The sequence below is a fragment of the Neisseria sp. P0014.S002 genome, assembly GCF_051958295.1.
GTDB classification, from domain to species: domain Bacteria; phylum Pseudomonadota; class Gammaproteobacteria; order Burkholderiales; family Neisseriaceae; genus Neisseria; species Neisseria flavescens_B.
Genome location: NZ_JBQCVO010000013.1, coordinates 1 through 23,865, shown reverse-complemented (window position 1 = coordinate 23,865; position 23,865 = coordinate 1). Strand labels below are relative to the sequence as shown.

Here is a 23,865-nt window from a genome sequence, read left to right as displayed (position 1 = left end):
TTGGCGACGGTCTTAGCACCGCCGAGGTCGGCAAAGAGCGGGAAGGGAATAGGCGGAACAGAAGGGGGAGCGGGTGGTGGCGGCCAGCAGAAATCGGGGACGGTAAAGACAACGCGGAACTTGCTGCTTTTACGGGCGATTTTATTGACGGCCATGGGGTGCTCCTGTTGGGGGGATAGAGGCCGTCTGAAAAGTTGGCTGCAATTAGTTGGGAATCAGACGGCCTTTGGGTTGTTTACGCGAGTGCCGCAAGAGAAGGCGGTATCGGGATAAATTTATCTTGTGAAGTATGGTATGCAACTGCGGCTGCGATTTGTTCTGCCCATTCATGTCGAGCAATAAATCTGAGTTGACATGCAGAAATTTCCAGCTCTTCTGCAAAAGAAGTCCGGTATGTACAGTCAATACGGCGTTGTTCTACATCAACGAGTACGGTATCCAACACCATGTCTTTACACAAAGACATATTCGATGCGGTATGGGCATGTACAAATACAGTCTCTACCGGTAGTTCGACAGTAAAGTACTGATTGGGTGCTTGAAAGGAATGTACCATGCCGGTAAATCCTAGTGTATAGATATGGTTAGGCTTTAGATGTGGCAACTGAAGGGAAGGATGAGCACCGTTCCAATAAGCCATAGAAAAATCTTCCGGCAATAAAGGTGCACGGTTAGCTATCCATTCAGCATCGGCAGTACCTGAATGTCGTGCCCGTTGTGCAAAATAACGGGGCATAAAGCCGAATCCTTCGGGAGCAACATTTTCAGCAGGATCTCGTATCGGATGGCTTGGGTCATAAATCTGGTGAGCCTTTAATATCCGCTTGAATCCATTTTGTTTGAGTTGGGATTTGGGATAATAACCAATACCGACAGGATTTTGCTGATGCCCTTCATGATCGTCTTCAACTGCACCACCGCCAAAGGCAAATTCATAGCGGATAGGTAAGGAGAGAATGGGATCTGGTTCGCTTAGAGACCATCCTGCTATCTCTCTTACCCAGTAGCGCTCGCCAGTAAGAGCCAGACTCTTTTGATAATCGCCAATACTCACCGCTACGGCAAGTTGCCGAGCGGGAGTATCATTAGGTGCATAGGCGATTGCATTGATCACTAAATCAGTTTTAGGTTTATAAAGGCAAAAGTCGCTTTCAAACTGAGTTGAAGTTTGAGATGGTTCACCGTAAAAAGTATCTGCAAATGTAAGAGGCGTCTGCTCTTGGGCAAACTTAAGTACAGTTTTTCCTGTTACGGGATCGATTTCAAACTCATAACTGACTTTAGCAACTACAACATCATATGTTCGATCTAACTGGTCGATGTTTTTAAATTGCTGCGTATGAAAGCAGGTAAAGTTCTCCAATTCGAACATTGATATACCTTTTCTTTTAGTTGATATCGACTTTTTTGCCGTCCATATCTACTACACTAGTGCCAACGATTTTAACTTTTTTACTAACGATAGAGATTTTATTTTTATCTATTACAATCATAGAGTTGCCTACTTGAAGGGTAATTTTGCTCCCTGCAGATAAGGTAATTTTATTGCCGGCATTAAGGCCAATATTTAAGCCTGCATTAAGCCCCATAACCAGGCCAACACTATGCATTTCAGCACCAACAACGTTGGTCATCCAACCACCTCCGACATTTAGCATATAGCCAGCCCCAATGTTGGTCATTTGTCCAATGCCAACGTTGCTCATACCATTTAGGCTGACAGTTTCCTGCTTATTACCACCAATACTACTAACTTCGTTAGATACAATGGTCTTGTTACGATTGGCGCCAACGGTCAACGCTTGATTTTTGCCAATAGAAATGTTTTGATCCAAGCCCACAGTCAAAGCCTGATTTTTTCCGATGCCAATGTTTTCATCGAGGCCAACAGAATGGGTTCGATTTTTAGCGACAGAAACGCTTTGATCTTTACCCACAGAAGTACTTTGGTTTTGGCCGACACTAATGCTTTGGTTTTGGGTGATACTGGAAGTTTCGTTTTGGCCGACTGATTTAGTACGGTTTTGGGTAATTGAGGCAGTTTCGTTTTTTTGAACAGTTTTAGCTCGATCACCTACTACTGTTACAGTTTCATTATTACCAATTGTAGTGGTTCGGTCGTTGTTGACGTTGCGGGTTTCATTGTTCTTAACAAGTGAGGTCAAGTCTTTCTGTGCCTGGAAGTTGACCATTTCAGACCCAGCAGTATCATTGAACATCAATTCGTTAAAGTTGGCTAATGGAGAGTTAAAACTTTTACTCTTGATACCAGATTGCTTGGCTGCAGCAGGAAATCCCCATGGTGGCGACATTGCGCTGTTATACAGACGACCTAATACAATAGGTCGATCAGCATCACCATTAATAAAATCAACCAGTACCTCTTCGCCAATGCGTGGTGTATTAATAGAGCCATAGCCAGCACCAGCAGAGCCCTGAGTTACTCGTACCCAGTTGGAACTGTTTTCATCCATTTTTCCGTAGCGATCCCAGTGGAACTGGACTTTAATATCGCCATATTCATTGGTGTAGACCTCTTCACCTGCAGGTCCTGTTACCGTAGCTGCTTGTGTCCCTAAAACTTTTGGCTTGGGAGTTTTAAGAGGAGGGCGGTATGGATAAGATTTAGGTAATACGCGGAATGAGATTCTAAATTTGCCAATACGGTCTCCAGACGTATAGCCTGCCTCTTCGAAATCATAATCAGCTTTTAGAATAGTATATTCGGTATTGGAAGATGCATGAGGGTGTTTGCTCAGGATAAACGTATAACCTGGAGCAAGTGTTAGTGCAGTACCTGAGCCAGTAATAATCTTGGTTTGGCTTTTCAAATCTTCACTACGAACCTGACTGTAATTTTGTGCTTCTGCCACATCACTAAAACCTGTGTAGAAGTCATAGTGTTCCATAGATACCGAATTAAAGTCATGAACTGAATCTGAAGACATCATCGGAACTTTGGCATTTTTATAATTGTATTCTTGAGTAACAAATTGACTAGATTTTAAAGCATCTCGTTCTTCCCAAATATCAATATAGGCGATATTTGGCGCCCCCGGTGCAGTATTTCGAGAATGGTAGGGGATATTAGGAGATGAAATAGCTTCTAAAATACCGACATCATCAGTAATAACCAGCTCATGTGAACCGTTACTGTGGGCAAAATAATAGTAGATACCTTCTTGTTCAAATAGGCGGTTTAAGAAATCAAAGCTATTTTCTTGATACTGAACACAAAAGCCTCTTGTTCGATACCCTTTTTGACATTTTATCTGGTATGGGAATCCGAATGGTGCTAAGACTTCATTAGCGATATCTAATACGGACTTATCAACGAAAACTCTGCTGTCCGTATTTTGAGTGAGGTACCACATGAATGGACGAGTGGTACAGGTATAGGCATGATAACCTTCTTCATCCTCATCTTCTCCAATGTAGCCAAAATCGGTAACTAGACCATTTAGATAACGAGGATTACTTGCTTCGGTATCAATTTCCAATGTTACAGACTGACCAATAATATCTTTGCCTCGCAAGTTTGGGTTTTGAGAGACCAATGTAATATTGAACTCAAACAGATTTGAAACGGATTCTGTTCCAAGCATTTTTTTGAATAATAGTTGTGATCCCAAAGGCGTATGAGCAACGATAGTTCTATTCATTTAGGGAAACTCCTTGTCAATCTTAAACCAATATTCCGGGTACAAGTATTTTTATCCTATATTTTAAATAGGGATAAAATATGTGAAAGTAATATTCTAGACAATATTATTTACATCGTTATTGAGACTTTTAAATACACTGAAAATTCCTTAATTTACTTAAATTAAAGGGATTAAAGGCAGTAGAAGTAGTAAATTCAAGTACAAGATTTTTTCCTTTAATATTGTATTCGACAACGGTGGTATTTCCTGTTTGGCGAATAATTTTACCTTTTTCAATAAGGCGGAAGATTGACCAAGGCCCAGTTGAACTAATACCTGCGCTATTAATTTGGGGAGAGGAGATATCTATTTTAGCTAAAGCATTTTCACTCTTTGATGGCCAAGTAAAGGTTACAGGATTTACAGGACCATGGCTGTATAAATAGCTTTTCCCTGCATATGAGATATTTACACTTTCTAAACTAGTATCAAGAATCAAAACTTTAACTGAGAAGTCAAATGTAGGAGTTTCTGAGCCTTTATCAAAATATCCTTGTCGGATGTCTTCTATATCATTTAGTTTTGCAAAACGATCTTTAAAAGCATCATTTTTAGCAGTTAAAGTTTCCAGTTTTTCTGAGCGTGCCAATACGGCAGCTTCACCAGTCAAGTTTGTAAATTTACTGTAGATACCATTGGGACCAAATATACTGGCGAAACTCTCTAATGCAACATTGTCCTCCGACCCTTTATCGAAAGGGTATCCTTGTTGATGTATTTCTTGGCAACTATTAGTTAATGTAGCTATTTGTTTTTCTAAAGTAGACAAAAGCTTTTCATCAACAATTTTGTTAGTGTTTTTCAGAATAATTTCAGAAAAGTTATCTAACATTTGGCGAAAGGGAGGTGGCAGTCTATTTACTTCAGCCTTGTATTTTACGAAAGGATCATCAGGTGGTAAGTCCACTCCTTTTTCTACAGCAACATTAACAGCAACTAAATAAACATATAAATCATTTATAGCTTCTGTGACATTATTAATAGCAGGAGGTTGATCATTTGTGATTTCAGTTAATGTATGGAAATCTGCAAAAGCATCATCGACTGGAGTTGCTTGTTTTAAAGCAACCAATTCATTTTTCACATTATTCCCCTCTTCACTCTCTAAGAGTTTTGAGAGTCCTGCTCTATTTAACCAATCGGTAATTTTGCTTCCAGCTTTTTCTGTTATTCGTTTGTCAATGGTTAAAGTCGTATTATCACTAATTCCTTTAATAATATTGACTAAAGGTGAGTTCTTTTCAGATAGCAGTTTGGCAATTTGAGTACTCTCTCGTGATGACTTTGGTGTTACTAATGACAAATCAGATAAATAACTATTCCAAACTTTAATGTAATTACTGAAATAGATTCTTTGGGCATCGGAAAGAACAGATGCTTTACTTTGGCCTAAAGAAGCATAGTTACCTAATACCCAGTTGTCTTCATTAAAAAACTGCTCTGCAGATTTAACCATGGCAGGTAAAACTTTAGTAATGTAGGCTTCTTTGGTATAAATAAAGTTAATAGGTTCTTTTAAAGCCCCACCAGTCTTACGTCGGAATAGCAAGTGACTTTGCACACCACCCATACTTGAAAAAGATACAGGTGTAACTCCTTCTTTTCCTGAGAGAGTAACTGTGTTTATAGTATCTTCTAATACCATGGTTGCAATGTCTCTTTGTGCAATTTCCTGTCTACGACGTTCTACTAATTCTTCGTCATAGGGAACACTTGGTGTAATGCTTTGTTTTGAAAGAATCTGATTCAGAGCTTTTTCAACAGATTTTTTTTGTTGGTCACTCATGCCTGATGATTCTGTTTTAGACAAATTGGACATTAACCAGTTTTGCATAAAAGCAGCATCAAAATGTTCTTTGTGGAACATCATAAGATAAGCTTTTAATGCATCATAGCTATTAATATTGTTAGAACCATTAGCTGTGCGTAGAAGTTCATCCAACTTATAGCTGATTAATGGCATTACGTTGTCTTGAAGAATTCTATAATAGGCTGACTCCCCAACATCTTTCATTTGGCTACCTTGATAAAGACCCATACGATAGCTCAGAGGAGGGGATAATAAATCTGGAATTTCTTTACTGGTAGTTGTATCTCTAACTTGTTCAGCAAATGTTACAGCCTTAAGTAAATCAGGGCTGTCTGTATATTTTTTTACATCTAAAGCTAAGTCAGTTGCTTTTTTATCAACCTGTTCAAGATATGATTGGTTATTTGAGTAACTATTCAGCATCATTGTTAAACATGCAATTACTACAGTTGCAATAGCTCCAATACCTAGCCAATACAAGATTTGTTTTTTGACGAACCAAGATTTATTCTCACCAGCTAAATTTGCCTCGCTAAGAATAACGTCAGCAAAGAGTCTATTTAAGAAAAAGCTATGTTCGTTATTCTGAGTAGAGGCCTGGTTTGAATCCAAGTATTTTTTAGATAATTGGAAATCACTTTGCAAACCTTCCAGTATAGGGTTGAGATGTTGTCCTGTTTGTGTCGCACTTGAAAAATAAACACCTCTCCATGCGATAGGTTGCTCAAATTTTGAAGATTTAGACAGCTCTTTAAATAGAGAAAGTACTGCTTGATTAAGGCGCTCAAACTCCTCTGGGAATGCAAAAGCTGCAGCTTTATCTTCAGTAGATTCTAATTGATGAACTGTGCCCAACATAGAGGAGCGTAATTTATCTACAATATCTGCTAAGGCATTAGAAGCAGTAGCGATAGGAGTTTCCATTCCTTCTGTATTAGATAGAGGAATTCCTAAATATTGATTTCTTTGTTCTTCAGTTAGATGGTCAAAGAATTCATTAAAACCATGCAATAAATCCAGTTTGGTTATCATAAGATAAACTGGGAAATGTATACCTAATTTAGTATGCATTTCATGGATTCTTTTACGCAGTTCTACTGAGATTTCTGTTATGTTGGTTTTCCCGCCCAACAAATCATCTACACCTACAGTAACCAATACTCCATTTATTGGCTGTTTAGGTCGGTAACGTTGTAGTAGCGTTACAAACTCTTCCCAGTCACTAGAGTCTTTACTGCTATGATTGTCATGTAAAGATAATCTACCAGCTGTATCGAGAAATACTATTTCATCCGACAGAAACCAATCACAATCTCGTGTACCTGCTAGGCCACTTACAGATGTCCCTAAAGTGCTCTCTAAAGGGAAGTTAAGACCAGAGCGTTTGAGTGCAGTTGTTTTACCAGATCCTGCTGCCCCTAGGACAACATACCATGGCATTTGGTAGAGGTATTGACCTTCTTCTAGTCTAGCCAACAAACTGTTTTTAGATTTAGAAAATTTAGCATTTTTTAATACTTTGTCCATTTCAGCAAACTGGCGGCTCATAGAGCTAACATCATTTGCACTTTTTAAAATAGGCTCTTGGGCTGCTCGAATTTCTTTCAATAAAGCAGCGTTTCGTCGAGATTCACGATATTGGCGAAATATGGCTTTAGCCAACCAAATACCAATAATAATGGCACACACTGCAAAACGAATAGTTTTGCTTACTAAAGGGCGAACTTCACCTATGGAGATCAATGGTCCAATAAACCATACTAATATAATCAGGCCGGTAATACCCAACATCACCCATAAAGAGCGAGAACCTAGAAAATAAATAATTTTTTTCATGTCTATTTTTTCCGTATCAATCTAAAATAGATTATTGTGTGCTTACACTACCGTTTGGTTGAGAATTGGAGGTATCGTTTTTTATTTCGACTGTGCTACCTAGTTTGGGTCCAGTTCCTGTAGTAAATAATGTAATTTCAACTCTTCGGTTTTTAGCTCTGTTTTCTAAAGTATCGTTTGGTGCGACAGGATCGGTTGAGCCTCGTCCTTCAGAACGGATGCGTGTTCCGCCATTTTTAACGTAATTTAATAAAATTTCTTTTACTGCATCTGCCCGAGCCTGTGATAAATGCCAATTAGATGGAAAATTCAAACTCTGAATTGGCTGATTATCAGTGTATCCCGTAACAATAATTTGTCCTTCTACACTATCTAAGGCCTGACTAACTGCAGCTAAAACAGGATAATATTGGTCTTGTATTTGCGCAGAGCCAGATTCAAATAAGCCATCACCTAAAATAGTAATAGTACTTCTGTCTTGAAAATCTTCTACAGATACTAATTTCCTAGCAATCTCATTTTCCAACAAAGGCCGTAGTCGGACTGTATTTTGTGCATCCTGTTGTTTGGTTATTGCTGAAGGAAGTTTGAGGCTGTTCACTTTTATGCTGGCGGTATTGAATTTATCACCTAATGACCATTGCATTGTAAAATAGCCTATCCCCAATGCAACAGCTCCTAATACGCCAACTACCCATAAAGGAATAGCAAGTCTGCGTTTTCTTTGAATATTATTTGTAATAATCGGGTTATGTTTAAAAAGATTAACAGTTTGGTCAGGTCGCTTACTGTGAATTAAGGCAAGTAAGTCTCTTTTAATTTTATCGATCTCAAGTTCCCCATTGTTTAGAACCTGGTACTTACCTTTGTAACCAAATTGCAGGCATAAATACATAAACTCTAATAAATTAATATTTTTATCAGAATCTTGTTTCAAATTTTGAATGATTTCAAAAAAACGTTCTCCACCCCAAGTTTCATCATAAAAAGATACTAATAAGCTATTCTTTGACCAAGTTTCATCAGCCCAGCCGGCACGGACTGCTAATTCATCTACAAATGTACAAAGACAGTATTTTGCAGCCTGAATAGCATCATATTTAGCTCCATTTTTTTCAGCATTCTCTTCAAAATTATTAATTAAGAGAGAGAATTTATTAATTAGGCTGTCAGTAGATAATTGACTAGTAGTTTGTTGCATAGAGTTAGCCAAGATAAAAACAGGTTTAGCAGCTTCAATTAAAGGGTTATAAACATTTACTGCGTTGTTTGCAGTATTATTCTGGTTATTCATAATGAAATTCCAAATTAAATCAAATTAACTTAAAGACTTAATCGCCCAAAACTCAACATCTAAATTAGGGAAATTACCAGCCAAATGGAAAGCCATACCTGAGGAAGTATCAAACATATCCCATAATTCATGTTTTTTATCTAATTCAAAATAAACATAACCACTATGGTATGGTAATTCTCTTGGTGCCACGGATAACGCATGAACTTTAATTCCAGGTAAATGGTAAGCAACCAATTCCTTAACTTTTTCTACAGTACCTATTTTTACTACACTTGGAATTTTTTGGCGCAAGGCTTCGTTGGGCATATCAGCTTTGATGGCTAAGACAAATGAAGCTTTATCCAGTAAGCTTTGATCAGGAGTTTGAGCAACTCGAGTTGCTTCATCACGCAAATCTAGTGGAATTCTAATTGCTCTTTGTTCAAGAACAATAGACAGTGATTTGCGCAAGTTAAAAAATAATTTACCAAAACATGATGCTAGATCATTGTGTTCATAAATAGGAATATCACCTACCTTACGTGAAGGAAGGAAAGTCATTAAATCAGCACATAATTTTGATAAGTTGACAAATAATTGTTCTGGATGAGTTTGGCGAGCGCCTTCATTTTCATGATGCAAATAAGCCAAGTACCGATTGATAGTCTGAAGCATCATAAAGTCCATTACTTCAACAGAACCTCCGGTATTCGGATCGTTTACAGCGTTAGCTAGACTATTGCTTTTTTGCATTAATAAGCCATATATTTCCGAAATATAAGCTTTTAGGTGGTGTTGCTTTTGGCTTCCTAGGGAAGGAGGAATATATGATTCGTCTAGAATGATTTCAAAGTCTGCTGAACTGGATCGGATAACTGCAATAGGAAGGGCGGTTTGATTGCTAGTTAAATCATTTTCTAAAATCAATGTGGGATTAAGATCTGCTAGTGTAATTTGGCGACCGTCTAATTCGGAGTTAGTTGTATCTGCAAGGGTTTTCTCAAATGCTTTATATCGGTAAGAGTTAGCAGAAGAGTTTTGATTTAGAAAGTCAATCTCATTATTGACAGACGATGGCAGAGTAATAGCTAAGTAAACTTTAGTATCTTTTATGTTTTCAGGTACTTTTAAGCTTAAATTTTCAAGTTGTTTTTGGGAAAACACAAATATAGAACCATCAGGAAAAATACCTTCTGCTTCACGAATACCGAGTACACCACGTTTGAGGCCGTCTGAATTCAGTACTAAAGATGAAAATCCCCAAAAATAACCCTCTTTAGAAACAGCAAGTTGACGTAATCCTGACTCAAGATAACGTTCAAATTGCTGGAAATGCTGAGGAGTAATAAAGATTCCTTCTGACCAAACTACTTTTGCTTCAATTGCCATGTATTCAACCTCAAATTATTTATATATATAAGCATTTATTCCTCACGGAAAATACCTTTGCTAAGGTCACTATTGTTCTTGCGAGTTTCCCCATTTTCTTTGATGAGCTGATTATCAGGATGGCGCTCTTTATATTCTTTCAGCATTTCTTGCATCTCTGATTTCGATAATTGATACAATTCATTTTTCCCAATATTCACGTAGAAATAGTGTTTACCAAACTGATACCATCGTTGTTTTTGTTTTAATAAAATCAATCTCCATTGACTATTGTCCAAATCACGATAACTGGCAACAACACCTAAATATTTCAGGTGGGAATCCATTTTGATAGGTAATACAGTAACTGTATCAGGGTGTAACATGAATTGGTTTTGTTGAATTAATTTATCACCTAAAGTTTCTTTAGCATTATTAGTAAGATCAAAATAGTTTGCTTTTTTAAATTCACCATCAGATGACAGTTGATACAAATCCAATCTGATAGGGGAGGGTTGATCAACTAAATTTGGATTGACATCGGGAGAAACTATAATTTGGACATCAATTTTTTCTCCACTTTCGTCAGATTCTTTTGGCGGTTTATGGTTGGACGCACATGCGCTTACCATCAAAGATATCATTACAAATGATATATATTTTATCAGTTTTCCATGCATTTTGGTTACCTAGATACATCAATAGCGATTGTATTTAATGATAGAAATTTTAAATTAATCGACTGCCTAGACTTTAGGAGCTAGTTGGTCTATAACTGTCGATCGAATACTAAGATTTCTTATTTTGCTTAGAATTATAAAGTATTTTTCTTTCTAAGTTTATATTTATATTGGTAATTGAAGTCATGATTGCTTGCGTCGATATTTACGCTCAAAACTTGTTTTCCCTGTGTTGCGCAAGTAAGTAGTTCTTGGCTGATTTGTGGTAGAACCGTATTGGTAAGAATCGCATCGATCATGCGGCCACCTGATTCAACTTCTGTACAACGTGAAGTGATTAGTTTTAACACTTCAGGGGTATAGTGTAGGTCGATACCATGATTATCTTTAATGCGTTTTACGATACGGTCTAATTGCAATTCAACAATTTTTGAGAGCATATCGTCGGATAGTGGGTAGTAAGGAATAACTTGCATCCGGCCTAATAAAGCAGCTGGGAAAGTTTTCAGCAGGGGAGTACGCAGGGCTTTAGTTAGGCCTTCTGGAGTAGGCAACATTTCGGGGTCATCACACATATCCATGATTAAATCTGTACCAACGTTGGTGGTAAGAATGATAATGGTGTTTTTAAAGTCGATATAGCGGCCTTCGCCATCTTCCATCCAGCCTTTGTCGAATACTTGGAAAAAGATTTCATGAACATCTGGGTGTGCTTTTTCTACTTCATCGAGCAAGACAACACTGTAAGGTTTGCGACGTACAGCTTCAGTCAATACGCCCCCTTCACCATAGCCCACATAACCTGGAGGAGCTCCTTTCAAAGTGGATACAGTATGAGCCTCTTGATATTCACTCATGTTGATGGTAATCACATTTTGTTCACCACCATATAATGTATCGGCTAGAGCCAGAGCAGTTTCTGTTTTACCCACACCGGAAGGACCTGCAAGCATGAAAACACCAATAGGCTTGTTGGGATTGTCTAGATTTGCGCGTGAAGTTTGAATACGGCGGGCAATCGCATCCAAACCGTGGCGTTGTCCGATGATGCGTTTATTTAAGGTGTCAGCAAGTTGTAATACAGCCTCAACTTCGTCTTTCATCATTTTTCCGACAGGGATTCCTGTCCAGTCTGCTACAACGTCAGCAACTGTCCGACTGTCTACTAACGGCATAACTAGGGGTTGGACACCTTGCAGTTTTTTCAATTTAGTAACCAGCTCTTTTTGGCGGGTGCGCAACTGTTTGTTTTCTTCATTGGTTGTTTCTTGTTCAACCTGCATGATTTGTTCACGTACAGCTAATAGCTCTGCAACCAAGTCTACTTCAGATTTCCATCTGTCTTCTAATTTTTTCAGACGGCTTTCAACCTCAGTTAATTCTTTACCAATATTTGTGATCCGAGCTTCAGAGTCGAAACTGAGTTTCTTCTCACGTTCTAAATTTGCTTGCTCAAGTTTTAATGCTTCTAACTTCTTGCGTAGATATTCAATACTGCCAGGCACAGCATGTTGGCTGACTGCAACACGTGCGCAGGCAGTATCAATCAAGCCGACAGCTTTATCAGGGAGCTGACGTGCTGGAATATAGCGGTGGGAAAGTTTTACAGCAGCCTGGATTGCTTCATCAAGAATGATCACTTTATGGTGTTTTTCTAGAGAAGCATTCAATGCTCTAAGCATGTTGATGGCTTTTTCTTCATCGGGTTCATCTACTTGTACAACTTGGAAGCGCCGAGTTAGGGCAGGATCTTTTTCAAAATATTTTTTGTATTCTGCCCATGTGGTTGCACCAATAGTACGAAGTTTGCCACGAGCTAATGCAGGTTTGAGTAAGTTGGCAGCATCACCAGTACCGGCAGCGCCACCAGCACCAATTAAAGTATGGATTTCGTCGATGAATAGCACGATTGGGGTTGGACTGGATTCTACTTCGTCCATAACTGCTCGGAGGCGTGATTCAAATTCTCCGCTAACACTGGCACCAGCTTTGAGTAAGCCGATATCCAATAGAATTAATTGAACGTCTTTCAATCCAGGAGGGACATCCCCGGCAGCTAAACGTAATGCCAAAGCTTCAACCACAGCAGTCTTACCAACACCGGCTTCACCTGTAAGAATCGGGTTGTTTTGACGGCGACGCATTAGGATGTCAATCATTTGTCTGATTTCAGTGTCGCGGCCTGTGATTGGATCTATTTCGCCATTTTTAGCCTTTTCGGTAAGGTTGCTGCCGTATTTAGCTAAGGCACTTTCTTTGTGAGTAGCATTAGGCTCAGAAGATAAGGCATTCTGGGTAACATCAAGATTTTCTTCAGAGTTAGCAGTAATAGCAATAATATTGTTTGCTAATGTTTCCGGTTTGATTTTCAGGAATTCAGATGAAATATTGGCCAAAATACCCTGCAAAGTCTTATTTTGCAGCATGGTATAGAAAATATGAGCTGTACGGATTTTGTCTGTACCAAATTTTAGTGAACTGTATGTCCAAGTTTGTTCGACAAGGGTTTGGATATGTTCGGAGAAGTCAATAACGGCAGTAGCACCAACAGGCAGTTTTTCTACTGCAGCCAATACATCTTTTCGTACTTTGGCTTCATCTAAGTTAAACTGATTTATCAGGTAGAAGATATCTGTTTTTTCAGTTTGAAGTAGAGAGTGTAGCCAGTGTACTAATTCAACATAGCTGTTTTCTCGAAGACGACAGAAGGTATAGGCATTTTCCAAAGTTTTATATAAGGTAGTATTTAATTTACCAAATAATACACTGCGGCTGATGTTTGACATAAGACGTCCTTAATTAAATTATTTCAAATATGTCCAAAATAGTTTTCTAAAGCTTTTATCGACGATGGCCGTCTAAAAAAGCCGATTAATGATTGTTGACAATCAAGTCTTCTGCATTTCGGGAAACATTCCCCAGCCAAGTTGATAAGCCGAGTTGAGTGTTTCCTCCTAAATCCATCAGTGGAACTTCTTTTTGCATCAGAATAGGTTGGATATCCCATTCATATTCTTCTGCGGCAAATAAACGAACCCATTCTTGTAAACGGGCTGTATTAATACCATCTTTAAAGAATGATTGGTAGGCTGACAGCGTAAGTGGGCCAATAATAATTCGAAATTTACTTTGCACATCATAGAGTTTGTCACCTAGTAGTAAACCGTCACCAAGTGTGTAGTTGCCCATAATCCCAATTTGCGTTTTCTCTTCTTCAACTTCAACCCAGTACCCTACGTTAGTTTGAATGTTAACGGGAACTTGGAAATAGCGAGTGAGCAGTTGTTGCAGGTTGACTGCAGATCGGCTTTGTTTTATCAATAGACCGGAAAAATAGCGTTTAGCAAATTCGTGGATTAAACCTTTGTGATATGTGGTCGGAATATTAAGGCCATTAAAACTGGCAATGTATTTTCCGAAGCGGTCTTCAGCATTTTTATCTAAAGATGTAATGCTTTGGGCATTTGCCCACGCTCGATAGAATAAGATAGCCAGGCGGTGTTGCAACATATTTGCAAAACCGGTCCATGCCCGGTCACCGTGTTGATGTTGGCGTTCATAAGCATACTCGGTTAAATGTAGAGGTAGTGGGCCAGATGGGCCAAACAGACCAAATCCATTAATGGAAATTTCTACATAATGTGGTGATAAGGTTACCGATTGGAGATTGCGTGGGGCAAAAGTAAGCGAAGGATTTTGGCGGATCCTTATTTTCTCCATTTTTGGGCTAATAGCTTTGCCTAATATTTGCCCACCAGTAATAAATTTAACGGACTCAAGCTGGCGCAAGAGTGAAAAATAATCATACTTATACGGTTGAGAGGAAACTTTATTTAAAAAGACTGTAAGTTTTTCATCCCAAGCATTGTCTAATGAGTCACCAAAATCTGTTTTAGGGTTGACTGGACTCATATAATCATTCTCTCCCCAATTTCAGACGGCCAAGTAGCAATATGACCTTGCTGAAGTGTGTCAATTCGCAATTGTACAAATGAGTTAATAGACACCAAACGTCGGAAATAATGGTTTAAAACTGATCCAAATAGGAAAGGATGAACACCGCCTAATTGAGCTTCATCCAGTGTAACGATAATGTTGATTCCTCTGATAGGGGCTGCAACTCCATAATGACGGACTACTTTGTTAATAATTGAGGTTTCAACTCGTGTAATTGATTCAATCTGTTTTTTCAGCAAATCGCTTTCAGAAGAAACAAATACTGTTAAAAGCTCTTTCAAAGCAACAGGTGCATCTTCTTTATCAGTATTCAAAAGAGATAGGTAATTTAAGCTCAATTGATTTAAAAATGACCAAAGTGTCCTATCTTCACTTACTGCTTCTTGGGGCCTTGTTAATTTAGAAATCAGTTTAATCGATTTGACTGGCAAAAATCCCTCAATAAGAAAGTCAGATTCTCCGTCTCGAGGCATGATTAGAGGCAAATCTCTGCTTGTACACCAAGCATCGACAGAAAGGTGCTGTACGTTTGAATTAAAGGCGTAATTCTGATTATTAGCAAGAGATAAAAATACCTCACTACCTAAATAGGAAGAGCGAAAACCATTTTTAGCTGAGTTTTCGGATGGTACTCTATCAGCACGACGAGCAGAAAAATAAGCATGCTGAGTTTGCGCCTCAGGAAAGAGTCCTATATCCGGTGCTTTGTACATCGGTGAAAATACTACGGTTTGAAGGTTGTTAGTATCAAAGCCTTTTACTTGCTCGATAGCGTAGACTTCATAATTCAGGGGCTGAGTACGGTCGATAACGACATGGTGCTCTTGATCTTGAATATTCACCGGGAAGCGTGAGCTTTTTTTTCTGAATAAGTTAATGACTGGTACGGCATTTACAGAAAAATCATCCACACCGATCAGTTCAGTTAATTCAGGTATTTTATTACTGAATAAAAATGAAAGACTAAAATAGCGTTTACGATAAGTAATAATTTTTTTATTGACTCCCTTATCGTTTATGATTTCCTCTAAATGTTCAGGTACTTTAGGCAAATGTCCTTTTTTCTCGGCTTGTTGGACGGCTTGTTTAATATTTTTTTGAGAAATAAATAGAAACTTTTCCGGTAGGCGTGAATACTCCTGCATAATTCGGAATGCACTCACCGATTTATCTAAATTAAATGATAAGGCTTCATCTTCTCGAAAACCACGATGTTCTGGTGTAGTAGGCAATGGGTAAAACCATTGTTTTGGATTTTCGTAACTGTGGCAAACAACACCTACGCATTCAGAAGCCAATAGAAACAGCAATGAAGAAGATTTGGAAAGTTCTGTACCTAAAAATATAGATAATTCATCTGGCAACATCTCTGAACATGCGCCTGGTACGCTCAATGAAAAATCCAAACGTAAGGCAGATTGTACTTTCTTACTAGGGGAGTGTTTGAGCGCAGGGAGTGTGTTTGGTAAATAACCTATTGAGTCAGTGTATTTGGCTTTTTCAATACGAAGTGGCAGAATTTCAGTAGTTTTAGTTACAGAAAATGGACAACTGACTTTGAATTCGTCAATGGGCAGAGACCTCAATATTTTGCCCCGGTCCAGTAGATTGATCACATCAGCGTTATATTGACTGGTAGGTTCTAGATTGACGATAGCTGCAGCCGGTTTTTGATTGATGAAGTCAGGATAAACAACTTCTAAGATTCTTTGGACAAAACGAGGATACTCCGCATCCAGTTTAAGTTGGGTGCGTGCGGTAAGAAAGCTTACCCCTTCCAAGAGTCTTTCAACATATGGATCAGGAATATCAGTTGTATCTAAGGCTAATCTTGAGGCTATCTTAGGATATTGGGCTGCAAACTCTTTACCCATTTCCTTTAGAAAAGTTAGCTCTTTGTTGTAGTAAGACAGTAATTTATTATTCAAGCCCCATTTCCCCCATCTAATAAGTCAAACAATCCTGTTTCAACATCCATACTGGTTCGTAGCAAGAATTCTTTAGGATAAGGATTGAGTTTCAGGTAACCTTTAATTTCAATAATGAGTTTATTGTGTAAAGCATCATCATCATCGTCTGAGGTATTTACGATCACTTGCAAAGTCTTATTTTCAAGACGCGGTTCAAAATCGATGATAGCTTGTTTGATGTTCTGTTCCACATCTTGCCATTCAATATCGGAAAAATTAACACCAGAAAGGGGAGGGATACCGTAATTTAATGTAGAAGAACGTACATTTTCAGTCAGGCCAATCCCCATAGTTTCTGCTTGTATGTTGCATGTATTCAGTAAATAAAGAATATCACGCAGTACGGCTTGCCGATATTGATCAAGATTAATGACCTGATCGGAGCGTGCCTCTTTTTTTCTGCGTGGCTCTTCATCTGTTAGTCTGTCAAATAAAGAGGGTAACAGTTGATTTTTGAATTGCGACATGTTTAATTGTTGAGTTTGAAAGATAGATAGATTTTAATGGTTTTGTTCAAATCTAATATTACGAATATCTAAAAGGCCAAAATCATGGTTGTCGGTATACAAAGTTTTTTGACCAACCCCTGTAAAGAGTTGCTCTGCTATTTCTATCCAGTCAGTTTGTGAACACTTCATTAGCAGATCTGACCATGCTGTTTCTTCCCCAGGCATAACAGCATAACGAGCAGGGCTGGTACATTGAATACATTCACCATTTGTAAATTTGATTTCAGACGGCCTCCAAATGATGTCCAGTAAGGAACTTGGAGTCTTGAAAGAAATATTTTCAATAGAATCCCATGTTTGCCAGTAGTAGTGACCTTGATAGAAATATTCATAAACGAAGGCAGTACGTACGTCTCCATCAATAATCCAGTCACTATCAATCTCGGAAACTGATTTATCTGCTAAAAGGTAAGTAATATGTACGGGGGAGCCTTCTATATTCTCAGATAGCACAGTATAATCATCGACAAGGGATTTGTTTTTCTGTTCTGAAACATGGGCAACTAAAGAGAGTTGCTTTTGAAGAATATCAAGTTTGCTTGCGTGTAGTTCTAGTGTTTTTGGTTTTTGTTGGGCTTCCAAAACTGCCTGACGCCGCATTTCAGCAGAAATATTTTCAATAAGATAAAGCATTAAAGGTTTTTGGGTATGAGGAAACAGTTTTTGATATTGTCCAATCTGTTTTAAAGCCTGTTCCCATTTTGCGCACAGACACTGATATTGAATCAGCGCTAAACGATGTTCTTGATTGTCAGGATTTGAACGCACAAGCTCAATCATGTCCGATAATTTAGTTTTCAAATCCATTTCAATAATTCCTTCTTTATTTAAAAGAATAGCAACTACAGCTAGAACTAATTTTTCAGTAAATAATGCCGTCTAAAAAGTAAAGTCATTATGTATGAAGCCTGACTTAAAAATGCCTTTTAAGTCAGGCTTCTTTAATGAAATCTACATATCAATTATGCAGATTTATTTTCTTTGATATTGAAGGCCATTTGAACTTCAGCACCTTTAGAACCTTTATCGGTTTGTTCCCAATATTGGTTTTTCACTTTTGCAGCTTGGAATGAATAACGCATTTTCAGCGCATCATTGTCTTGTACACCAATGAATTTCACACCAGTTACCAAGACATCTTCCAATGTGGTGCGTGAGTATTCAATTTGCTCACCACCAGCTTTGCAAACAGAAATTTCTACTTTGCTCAAGTGTTGGCCGGTAGCGCAGTTTTTCAGAATGGTTGGAGCTGCTTTATCGATAGCGGCAACTACGGTCAAGTCATTGAAATTGACTTTACCGGCACCACCGCCACCACCGCTAGTCATTGAACCAGGTTGCTCTGCACCCCAGTCAAAACTTTCGATGTTAGTCCAGTCTTTGTGGTTAGAATCTTTTGATTCGCCATTTACACCTTCGACTTTCATGAACATATCAATAGCCATTTTTTTACTCTCCTAGTTAAAAAATACAAGCGATTTAACAACAGGGCACTAAATATACCCAACTAAATAAACTAAGCCTGACTATTCTTGTTTAGTCGAAGGCAATTTGGAAACTAAGCGTAGAGAAACGGTAAGTCCCTCAAGTTGATAATGAGGACGCAGGAAGAACTTAGAAGTGTAGTATCCTGGATTATCTTCTACTTCTTCTACAACTACCTCTGCAGCAGCCAATGGCTTACGGGCTTTTGTTTCTTGGGTGGAGTTAGCGGGGTCTCCATCTACATAATTCATAATCCATTCGTTCAACCAACGTTCCATGTCATCACGTTCACGGAATGAGCCAACTTTGTCGCGAACAATACATTTTAAGTAGTGTGCGAAACGGCAACATGCGAATAAGTAAGGCAAGCGAGCAGACAAACGTGCATTGGCAGTAGCATCTGGATCATAATATTCAGATGGTTTATGCAAAGATTGTGCACCGATAAATGCAGCTAAATCTGTGTTCTTACGATGGATTAATGGCATAAAGCCCAATGCAGCCAGCTCTGCCTCACGGCGGTCGCTAATGGCAATTTCTGTTGGGCATTTCATGTCTACACCGCCATCATCGGTTGGGAATGTGTGGCAGGGAAGATTTTCAACGATACCGCCTGATTCTACGCCACGAATGGCAGTGCACCAGCCATAGTATTTAAATGAACGGTTAATATTTACTGCCATTGCATAAGCTGCATTGGCCCAAGTATATTTGTTATGATCCGCACCCTCTGTCTCTTCCTCAAAGTCAAATTCATCTACGGGGTTTGTCGTGGCACCATAAGGCAGACGAGACAGGAAACGAGGCAAAGCTAAGCCGATATAACGAGAGTCTTCGGATTCACGCAGACTTCGCCATGGAGCGTATTCCGCATTTTGGAAGATTTTGCTCAGGTCGCGCGGATTAGCTAATTCTTGCCAAGATTCCATTTGCATTAGCTTAGGAGATGCACCTGCAATAAATGGGCAGTGCGCAGCCGCGGCAATCTTTTCAAGGCTATTGAGCATTTCTACATCAGGGGCAGAATGATCAAAATAATAGTCACCAACTAAGCAACCAAAAGGTTCGCCACCGAATTGGCCATACTCTTCCTCATAGATGCGTTTAAAGAGTGGGCTTTGATCCCAGGCTGTACCTTTAAAGCGTTTTAAGTTACGAGCAACTTCTTTTTTGGAAATAGGCAATACTTTGATTTTTAACAAAGTATCTGTTTCAGTGTTTGTTACTAAATGATGTAGGCCGCGCCATTCACCTTCAAGTTTTTGAAAATCCTCATGATGCAAGATCAAGTTGATTTGTTCAGAAAGCTTTCTATCAAGTTCGGCAATAATTGCTTCAATAGTTTGATAGGTATCATCTGAAATGGTCACGGCATTTTGTAGGGCTTGCTGAGCCAATGTTGCGACTGCATTAGTTACAGCGCTTTTAGCTTCTTCTGTTTTAGGTTTGAATTCTTTTTGAAGCAGCTGTTCAAATTCATTGGTTGCAAACACATGTTGCGAACTACCATTTCCTAGGGTATCTAATTGTTTTTCAGCCATGATTTACTTTCACTTCTAGTTTTATTAGAGACTATTATTCATCTTTGGATGTTGATTTAGGTGCAGCTGCAAGACTTTTTAGCAATTCGCTATCCCCTAAGACTTTTCCAATTAATTCTTCAGCCCCACTTTTACCATCCATATATGAGAGTAAATTAGATAGTTCAGTACGCGCCTGTAAAAGTTCATTTAGAGGTGCTACTTTTTTAGCTATTGCCGCTGGTGAGAAGTCATCCATGCTTTCCAATTCGAGTTCTACATTCAAATTCCCTTCACCTGTCAATGTATTTTTTACGTTGAAGGCAACGCGAGGTTTAAGGGCTTTCATGCGTTCATCGAAATTGTCTACATCAATTTCTAAGAATTTTCGTTCAGCTAATTCAGGTAAGGGCTCAACAGGTTTGCCAACCAAATCGGCCATAATACCCATAACGAAAGGCAGTTCGATTTTTTTCTCTGAACCATACAACTCTACGTCATACTCAATTTGCACGCGAGGAGCTCGATTACGAGCAATAAACTTTTGACCTGATGATTTATTTCGTGACATGGTTATAACCTTAGGATGATTAATAATGTTGTGTATTTATTAAAAAAATTTTACTAAATCGCGGATGAGGTATGCTAGGTTCATGAATTTGCTGTATCTTCATCCGGCTTGCCAATTAAAACTTCTAAATTGGCAATACTTTCTGGGCTAATATCTTTCATGATGTCATAAAAGTTCATATTCATTTGTCGTTGTACCCTGCGGATAAACAGTGGTGCAGGGTGACTGGGTTCAAGAGTTTCAAAATAAATGCAGATTTTCTCTAAGGCTAAATCAACATCAGCCCGATTTTTAATATTCAGACGGCGCCATGCATCGGCCTCTTGAATAGATTGTTCTTGTGTAATAGTTGAGCTGTTAGTTTTAGAGGGTAACTCTGACTGTTCTGTCTGTTGTACTGAGGGAGTACTCCCATCATTATAGTTGATGGCTTTGTGAATTAGGGTAAGAGGTTTCTGAATAACATCAAAATCAAGTGAGTGTTCATCCTGTAAATTAGACGAGAAAATGCGTTGGATGTCTTTCAGACAGTCCAATGCCTGAATTAATGCGGTTAATTCAGGTTTCCCCGTATCGGCATTCACCCTAATATCGAGCATTAGCCGTTCTTTACCTCCCGGATAATTTTGTGGATCATTCCCTTGTAAGATAGAAACAGCTTCTTTTACAGTAATTGGCTGTTGGGTTAACCCATTTATCAATAATTTAGATGAAAGAATTTCTTTTATGACGCCATCAAGTGTGGTAAAGGAACTAAGGGCATTAATCCTGTAAAATGGGTCAAATTCACCGTCTTCATCCTCTAGTTTAGGATAAATGGATTCCCAATACAGGTCTATATTAGCTCTGATTGCTTCGCAACCAGCACAGAATCCTACGAGTCCATGTTTGGCTGTAAGCGCCTGTGTATAGTAGGCTAGGACATGCAAATCCTTAGATTCAGCTAGCAATTGATTGCATAACTTTTCTACCGTTGCCCAATCAGCTTCTTCTGCCGGAATAATCGTGTCACCATACTGTTGTTCTGGTTTGCCTTCAGCTACGCTTTGTAGTTCTAAAAAGCGGCTGTCGTATTCGATATTTACACCTTCAGGACTATCGATAGAGATAGGTTCGTCCCATCGAGGAAATGTGTTCATCTACTTAAGATCCAAATAACTTATTAAACAGTGAGCATGAGGGGAGGCCTTCATGTTTTATGTGGTCACCGCTTTCAATTTCTTGCCAAAAACTACCAATGCCGTCTGAATCAGATAAAAAGTTGTGAAAGGATTCAGAGAGGATAGGGTTCCCTGTTGTATCACTATTGTAAAAATCTTCGATACAACATTTCCCTTCTTTTAATATCTCGTGAAAGGAATTTTTTTTCTTTAAAAGAGAAAAAAGAGAATCAAGTGATTCAGGAATAGAGCTAGGTTTATAAAATAACACAAATGGATATTTTCTGCCAATTTTATCAGAACTACCAGCAGTTATGCCTGTATAAATAAGACCATCAGGTAATTTGATACAAAATAGCCAAATTTGCAAAGGGGAATATGTTTTTCGAGTGAATGAAATTAATTTGTTTTGGCCGGAACATCGGTTAAACCAGTTATCCCAAAAGAATCTATCGTTAGTTTGAAGATTCTCGGAGAAAATAAAATCACGTGATTGATTCAGTTTGCCAAAAAAATAGACTTCATTTTGCTTAAGCATAAGTAGTCATCACAAGAGAAGAGGTTTTAGATTCCCAAGTTGCTAATTAGATACAACTGCTAAACTCGTACTCTAGCATAATTCGATGTATTGATAAATATAAATTTAAACCGCTTGAAATAATAACCTAAGAAATGTAAATAATCTTTAAAAATATGCGCTTACTATATGAAATATGAATAATAAAGTTTATCAAATACAGTTTTATTTATAGCTTATTGTTTGTTATAATTTTTGCAAAATAACGCGTGCAAAGTCCTCAGAAAGTGATTGAGGTTCCTTGTTTTGAGGTTTCTACTTGTAGATTAATTAGGATTTCGACGGAGTAATCGCATGTCCTCTTCCGGTAACACCATAGGTATTCTTGTTCCTCAGCCTTCTGCACCTGCCATGGTGTCTCAAGGTTCTGCCAATCCGCCAGAACCGCTGACTAATGCGGCCGGGCCGGTAGATGTGATAGAGATGGTAGCCGATGTTGCCTCTAGTGCCCTTTCTTTGGTTGCTCCTGACTCTGCTGCAGCTAATGTGGCTGATGCCGTATCTGATGTAGTTTCGCTCGCTTCAATGGTTCCAGGTGTGTCTAGTATTAGGCTACCTTCTCGAAAAATGGTCAGTGGTTTCGGTGGAGGTAGCGGAGCAGGTTCTGATGGCGGGGTGGTTACTTCTGGTCATGGCCACTGCATACCCTGTAAGGTTGCTGCAGCTATCGGTAACCCTGTCAATGCCGTACTCGGTATCAAAGTCCTATTTGATGATACAGAGACTGACTTTGCTTTTGACTCCCCGCTTCCTCTTGTTTGGCAGCGCAGCTACTATTCCGACCAAATAGGCAATGGCTGGTTGGGGCAGGGTTGGTCGCTGCCGTTCTCTATGCGTCTTGCCCGTACTGCCGACGGATTCCTTTATATTGATGAGCAGGGTAGGGAAATTTCGTTGCCGGATATCAGCGATGAAGCGGACGAGCCTTATTCCGCAGCTGACGAAGATGAAGACGATTTATATGAAGAAGAGGCTGCACCAAGATCTGCTTCCGCCGAAGAAGACCCCTACGGTCTGGATGACGCCTATTTCGATCCTTACGAACAAATCTTCTTTTCACAGATTTCAGACGACCTCTACCAAATCGCCTCCCCCGACGGCGGCGCACGACTGCTGTTTGCCGAAGTCGATTCCGGCTGCGGCATTTACCAACTGGTTGCCCAACTCGACCGCAACGGCCGCCATATCCGCCTCTGCTACAACGACAACGGACTGCCGCACAGCATTTACGACGGCAGCGGCCGACACTTCCAACCCGTATTCTCCTCCATCCGTCTGAACGACAACGATCCCGACTTCGATCCGGCCGGAGAACGGGACGTCTTCGTTTCCAAAGACGAACGTTTCTACGTCAACCGCCTCACCTCCGTCACCTTCAACGGCAAAGAACTGGTGCGCTACGACTACGACGGCTACGGCGATTTGACCGCCGTTTACGGACG

Annotated in this window: 17 protein-coding genes; 1 reads left to right on the top strand and 16 read right to left on the bottom strand. The window is 39.2% G+C overall.

The features are described from left to right. Positions 1 to 235: 235 nt before the first annotated feature. The 16 genes from ACTHSX_RS09760 to ACTHSX_RS09685 form a co-directional block, all read right to left on the bottom strand. Positions 236 to 1,372, bottom strand: coding sequence for a DUF2169 family type VI secretion system accessory protein (locus ACTHSX_RS09760; RefSeq protein WP_440377541.1), 1,137 nt, complete (start codon positions 1,370 to 1,372; stop codon positions 236 to 238). 16 nt (positions 1,373 to 1,388) lie between these two features. Continuing rightward, a complete protein-coding gene (locus ACTHSX_RS09755; protein ID WP_440377540.1) occupies positions 1,389 to 3,662 on the bottom strand; it encodes a type VI secretion system Vgr family protein in 2,274 nt (757 codons plus the stop codon). Positions 3,663 to 3,792: 130 nt separating this feature from the next. Further along, the gene (tssM, locus tag ACTHSX_RS09750) at positions 3,793 to 7,350 is read right to left on the bottom strand and encodes a type VI secretion system membrane subunit TssM (protein WP_440377539.1); all 3,558 of its coding nucleotides are present in this window, start codon (positions 7,348 to 7,350) and stop codon (positions 3,793 to 3,795) included. Positions 7,351 to 7,381: 31 nt separating this feature from the next. Beyond that, positions 7,382 to 8,644, bottom strand: coding sequence for a type VI secretion system protein TssL, long form (gene tssL / locus ACTHSX_RS09745; RefSeq protein ID WP_440377538.1), 1,263 nt, complete (start codon positions 8,642 to 8,644; stop codon positions 7,382 to 7,384). Between the two features lie 24 nt (positions 8,645 to 8,668). Next, the gene (tssK, locus tag ACTHSX_RS09740) at positions 8,669 to 10,015 is read right to left on the bottom strand and encodes a type VI secretion system baseplate subunit TssK (RefSeq protein WP_440377537.1); all 1,347 of its coding nucleotides are present in this window, start codon (positions 10,013 to 10,015) and stop codon (positions 8,669 to 8,671) included. Between the two features lie 35 nt (positions 10,016 to 10,050). Then, a complete protein-coding gene (tssJ, locus tag ACTHSX_RS09735; RefSeq protein ID WP_440377536.1) occupies positions 10,051 to 10,674 on the bottom strand; it encodes a type VI secretion system lipoprotein TssJ in 624 nt (207 codons plus the stop codon). Positions 10,675 to 10,808: 134 nt separating this feature from the next. After that, the gene (gene tssH / locus ACTHSX_RS09730) at positions 10,809 to 13,460 is read right to left on the bottom strand and encodes a type VI secretion system ATPase TssH (RefSeq protein ID WP_440377535.1); all 2,652 of its coding nucleotides are present in this window, start codon (positions 13,458 to 13,460) and stop codon (positions 10,809 to 10,811) included. An 85-nt stretch (positions 13,461 to 13,545) separates the two neighbouring features. Continuing rightward, complete coding sequence (gene tssG / locus ACTHSX_RS09725) at positions 13,546 to 14,586, bottom strand: type VI secretion system baseplate subunit TssG (protein ID WP_440377534.1); 1,041 nt, start codon at positions 14,584 to 14,586, stop codon at positions 13,546 to 13,548. Then, positions 14,583 to 16,559: a type VI secretion system baseplate subunit TssF gene (locus ACTHSX_RS09720; RefSeq protein ID WP_440377533.1), complete on the bottom strand. Its 1,977-nt coding sequence runs from the start codon at positions 16,557 to 16,559 to the stop codon at positions 14,583 to 14,585. Before ACTHSX_RS09720 ends, tssG begins: the two co-directional genes overlap by 4 nt. Then, entirely contained in the window at positions 16,556 to 17,068 is a 513-nt protein-coding gene (gene tssE, locus ACTHSX_RS09715; RefSeq protein ID WP_250589700.1) for a type VI secretion system baseplate subunit TssE, read from the bottom strand. The genes ACTHSX_RS09720 and tssE overlap by 4 nt, the downstream gene beginning before the upstream one ends. A 33-nt stretch (positions 17,069 to 17,101) precedes the next feature. Continuing rightward, positions 17,102 to 17,917 (bottom strand): type VI secretion system accessory protein TagJ, encoded by an 816-nt coding sequence (locus ACTHSX_RS09710; protein WP_254320859.1) that lies wholly within the window; start codon positions 17,915 to 17,917, stop codon positions 17,102 to 17,104. Positions 17,918 to 18,072: 155 nt separating this feature from the next. Then, a complete protein-coding gene (locus tag ACTHSX_RS09705; RefSeq protein ID WP_003761730.1) occupies positions 18,073 to 18,555 on the bottom strand; it encodes an Hcp family type VI secretion system effector in 483 nt (160 codons plus the stop codon). An 81-nt stretch (positions 18,556 to 18,636) separates the two neighbouring features. Beyond that, positions 18,637 to 20,136 carry a type VI secretion system contractile sheath large subunit gene (gene tssC / locus ACTHSX_RS09700; RefSeq protein WP_137041014.1) on the bottom strand — a complete coding sequence of 500 codons (1,500 nt, stop codon included), beginning with the start codon at positions 20,134 to 20,136 and terminating at the stop codon, positions 18,637 to 18,639. Positions 20,137 to 20,170: 34 nt separating this feature from the next. Continuing rightward, positions 20,171 to 20,686: a type VI secretion system contractile sheath small subunit gene (tssB, locus tag ACTHSX_RS09695; RefSeq protein WP_137041013.1), complete on the bottom strand. Its 516-nt coding sequence runs from the start codon at positions 20,684 to 20,686 to the stop codon at positions 20,171 to 20,173. A gap of 80 nt (positions 20,687 to 20,766) precedes the next feature. After that, positions 20,767 to 21,825: a type VI secretion system protein TssA gene (gene tssA, locus ACTHSX_RS09690; protein ID WP_440377532.1), complete on the bottom strand. Its 1,059-nt coding sequence runs from the start codon at positions 21,823 to 21,825 to the stop codon at positions 20,767 to 20,769. Positions 21,826 to 21,829: 4 nt separating this feature from the next. Beyond that, positions 21,830 to 22,384: a TagF domain-containing protein gene (locus ACTHSX_RS09685; protein WP_440377531.1), complete on the bottom strand. Its 555-nt coding sequence runs from the start codon at positions 22,382 to 22,384 to the stop codon at positions 21,830 to 21,832. Between the two features lie 333 nt (positions 22,385 to 22,717). Here ACTHSX_RS09685 and ACTHSX_RS09680 point away from each other — a divergent pair. Next, positions 22,718 to 23,865 (top strand): DUF6531 domain-containing protein (locus ACTHSX_RS09680; RefSeq protein ID WP_440377530.1); only part of this gene is annotated, 1,148 nt, incomplete at its 3' end.

Coding starts and splice junctions, on each gene's coding strand:
- tssG (WP_440377534.1), bottom strand. CDS start 14,586: ATGAGTCCAGTCAACCCTAAAACAGATTTTGGTGACTCATTAGACAAT.
- ACTHSX_RS09760 (WP_440377541.1), bottom strand. CDS start 1,372: ATGTTCGAATTGGAGAACTTTACCTGCTTTCATACGCAGCAATTTAAA.
- tssK (WP_440377537.1), bottom strand. CDS start 10,015: ATGGCAATTGAAGCAAAAGTAGTTTGGTCAGAAGGAATCTTTATTACT.
- tssE (WP_250589700.1), bottom strand. CDS start 17,068: ATGTCGCAATTCAAAAATCAACTGTTACCCTCTTTATTTGACAGACTA.
- tssB (WP_137041013.1), bottom strand. CDS start 20,686: ATGTCACGAAATAAATCATCAGGTCAAAAGTTTATTGCTCGTAATCGA.
- tssM (WP_440377539.1), bottom strand. CDS start 7,350: ATGAAAAAAATTATTTATTTTCTAGGTTCTCGCTCTTTATGGGTGATG.
- tssL (WP_440377538.1), bottom strand. CDS start 8,644: ATGAATAACCAGAATAATACTGCAAACAACGCAGTAAATGTTTATAAC.
- tssJ (WP_440377536.1), bottom strand. CDS start 10,674: ATGCATGGAAAACTGATAAAATATATATCATTTGTAATGATATCTTTG.
- tssH (WP_440377535.1), bottom strand. CDS start 13,460: ATGTCAAACATCAGCCGCAGTGTATTATTTGGTAAATTAAATACTACC.
- ACTHSX_RS09685 (WP_440377531.1), bottom strand. CDS start 22,384: ATGCTTAAGCAAAATGAAGTCTATTTTTTTGGCAAACTGAATCAATCA.
- tssA (WP_440377532.1), bottom strand. CDS start 21,825: ATGAACACATTTCCTCGATGGGACGAACCTATCTCTATCGATAGTCCT.
- ACTHSX_RS09705 (WP_003761730.1), bottom strand. CDS start 18,555: ATGGCTATTGATATGTTCATGAAAGTCGAAGGTGTAAATGGCGAATCA.
- tssC (WP_137041014.1), bottom strand. CDS start 20,136: ATGGCTGAAAAACAATTAGATACCCTAGGAAATGGTAGTTCGCAACAT.
- ACTHSX_RS09755 (WP_440377540.1), bottom strand. CDS start 3,662: ATGAATAGAACTATCGTTGCTCATACGCCTTTGGGATCACAACTATTA.
- ACTHSX_RS09710 (WP_254320859.1), bottom strand. CDS start 17,917: ATGGATTTGAAAACTAAATTATCGGACATGATTGAGCTTGTGCGTTCA.